The organism is Okeania sp. SIO2B9 (assembly GCF_010672505.1).
GTDB classification, from domain to species: Bacteria; Cyanobacteriota; Cyanobacteriia; order Cyanobacteriales; family Microcoleaceae; genus Okeania; species Okeania hirsuta.
In genome coordinates, this window is the sequence record NZ_JAAHGK010001047.1 from 1 (window position 1) to 2,757 (window position 2,757).

Below are 2,757 nucleotides of genomic sequence, written 5' to 3' on the forward strand. Positions count from 1 at the left end.
TCGGAAAAAGGATTACCGTTCCTTTAGAAGAAGCTGCTGGAATTAACGATAAAAATAATCAGTGCAATAAAGTCTGAGCAAAAATTATTAAGTGCGTCACAAAGAAATGGTATAAGAGATGCTCCTAAATAGGGTTTGCTGAAAAAGTATTTGTGTAGGAGTCAGTCTTCAGGAGTCAGGAGGAATAATTATCTAAGATTTTTCCCTCTAGGTTTGCTGAAAATCCTCACATTTTCAGCTTTTTGGAGCGAAAAGCTTGCACTTTTTTCTCATCAAAAAGATTAAAGGATTTACAGATAAAGGCTTTTAGAGTTAATCAGCAAGGCCTAAATATGTAATACCATTTTCGGATGATTAAGTATAATAAAAATTTTATCCCTGAGATATAGAAAGAATATCCCAAATTTTTGCCACCTCCAGTGTTCCCTTTTGAATTTACACCTACCACCTACAACCTACAACCTAAGAACTTTATTATCGTTGTATTAAGCGGACATTATATAAGTACATTGGTTGTGATATCCCTTTGATTATCAAGAGGTAAAATGCCAAAATTATTACTTATTTAGAACTACCGTATAAGATTCCGTCAATAATTTTTTTTCGATACTTTTGAGATTGCGGTCTAAGGTAAAAGATTGAGGTGGATAAATTGAAATTCTCTCAAAATCAGGATGTAAAGGGTTAATCAAATAATTATATTCTTGAGGAATAATAGCAGAAGGAACCTTTAAAACTGCTGTTGTTTTAGCAGTTAACCATTTATCTCCAATCGATGCTAAAACGGCAGGTGGAGAAGTATCACGCCAGTTATGGGGCAATAAATTTTCATCTACTTGTTTAATCGGAAAATTATCAGGAATTTTTACACCAATAGATACAAATATATTGCCAAAATTTTCTATTTCCATACTGACTAAAGTTTCTAATGTCGCTAGAGATAATGTGGCTGAAGTATAAATCAAGGATGTACCTTTAGAATTCCAACGCCCTCTGCTATAACTAGAAGCTTCAGCTTTAAAAACACTATTAATATGTTTTTTATGAGATATTCGCCATACTATTAAACTCATAATTATTATCTTGTAAACTACTAAAATTGAAGAAAAATTTAGGGTTCGGAATAAATGATTGAAAGACTCAGACTAGCTACTAATTAATTTTTTTCCTGACTCCTTATTCAAGATTCATATAAGCTCGGTTGATGATCAGAAGTATTCAATTCTTTGATTCATTTTGACAGTGCCACAGAATCAATAGAATAAAAATGCTGATAATATCTATCTATTTTTCGGCTTGTAAATCCTGAATTATTTTCTTAAAAAAACACCTGTGGGCAGGTTTTCAACCTGCCTTTATATATTTTTTTATTCACGACTAAAAGAAATGAACGATTAATAATGAATAATTAGCTATATACTCCATACTCTATTTTATTCAAAAGTTCATCTACTTGTTGTGTACCTGCATCCGTATCTAATAGTTCTAAAGGAGTTTTGCCACCCAAGGCACGATTTGATTTTTTCAGCCAATCTCTTGCTATTTCTAAATTTTCAAATATATCTAAGGTTTGTGCAAAAATTCTAGCAACACGATACAGTCTATCTGATTCTGAAAGATCTAGAGGTTTCTGATCTTTCTTGCGCCTAGATATAGTACGTTCAGAAGTTGCTAATAAAGCAGCCATTTGTGACTCAGAAATTCCACAATATTCAGCTACTTTAATCACAGAAATTATGGAAAATCCCTGACGAATTATACTGACTATTTGTAGTTCTTGGGGCAATTCCAAAATATTTTGAGGTATTTGCTCAAATCCTAAAATTTGATAGATTCTGGGGATGGTTTCAGTTTCTGAGTTCTGAGAAACTTGATCTGGAGATAACATCTGGACATCCTTGAAGGTCATGTGTCTAATATTATAATGCCAGATGTCTAAAAAAGTGATTTAAATTTTATATTGATCAGATTTTATAACAAAGAACGGGATAGTTAGGACTTATGTTGATGATGAAGCTTAGATAGGAAAAAGTTTTTCTCACTGTTCCCTCACAGGAGTGGGATACCAGATGCGTCTACCACCGACGGGGGGTTGCACCGCTGTTCCCTGCAATACATATTAATTCAGTAGTTTAACCCGCCGTAAAAGCAAGATAACATTAGGGAAAAAAGTTTCCTGGATATAGCTGAGTGCTAGTTGCTATATCTGAAGCTAAATATCCAGAATATAATTAATTTATAACTATTATGACCATGATTTATACTATAAACCTCTAATTTTTTCTGATAAGCTCGATACTCTAGAGAGAAGATCCAAAAAACAGGAGGATCAGAAAGATGAGAAAAAGTATAAAGATGAGACCGTTAGAAACCATATTCCTTATTAGTGACTTGATCTGATGTCTAGAAAATTATAGACAACAATGTTACATAGTTTTTGTTAAAGTTGAATAAGAAACAAAAAAACCCATAAATAAATTTATGCAGTTTTGAATAGAGTATTTATTTCTCGCCCTTTGTTTCTAGTCTGCTCTACCTTCCAGTAGGGATTCGGGATTATTTTTTTATTCCCGTTGGGTGTAACTGTTATAGCTTTGATTTGACTCGATCTAAACTGTTTTTCTAGAAGGCGAGTGGACAAGAGAAATAATTGTGGCCAGACTTAATGATTTTAGGACACATTTTTACCCTAGCTTTCTATTTGTACGCGAGGATAAAAGGCCACATAGTTTTGAATGTTTTTGGCTTTTTCTTTGA

At 32.9% G+C, this 2,757-nt stretch carries 2 protein-coding genes; both read right to left on the bottom strand.

Annotation, left to right across the window (positions count from 1 at the left end):
• Positions 1-557: 557 nt before the first annotated feature.
• Positions 558-1,073 (bottom strand): RES family NAD+ phosphorylase, encoded by a 516-nt coding sequence (locus F6K13_RS27065; protein ID WP_124144861.1) that lies wholly within the window; start codon positions 1,071-1,073, stop codon positions 558-560.
• A 335-nt stretch (positions 1,074-1,408) separates the two neighbouring features.
• The gene (locus F6K13_RS27070) at positions 1,409-1,888 is read right to left on the bottom strand and encodes an antitoxin Xre/MbcA/ParS toxin-binding domain-containing protein (protein ID WP_124144860.1); all 480 of its coding nucleotides are present in this window, start codon (positions 1,886-1,888) and stop codon (positions 1,409-1,411) included.
• Between the last annotated feature and the right edge of the window lie 869 nt (positions 1,889-2,757).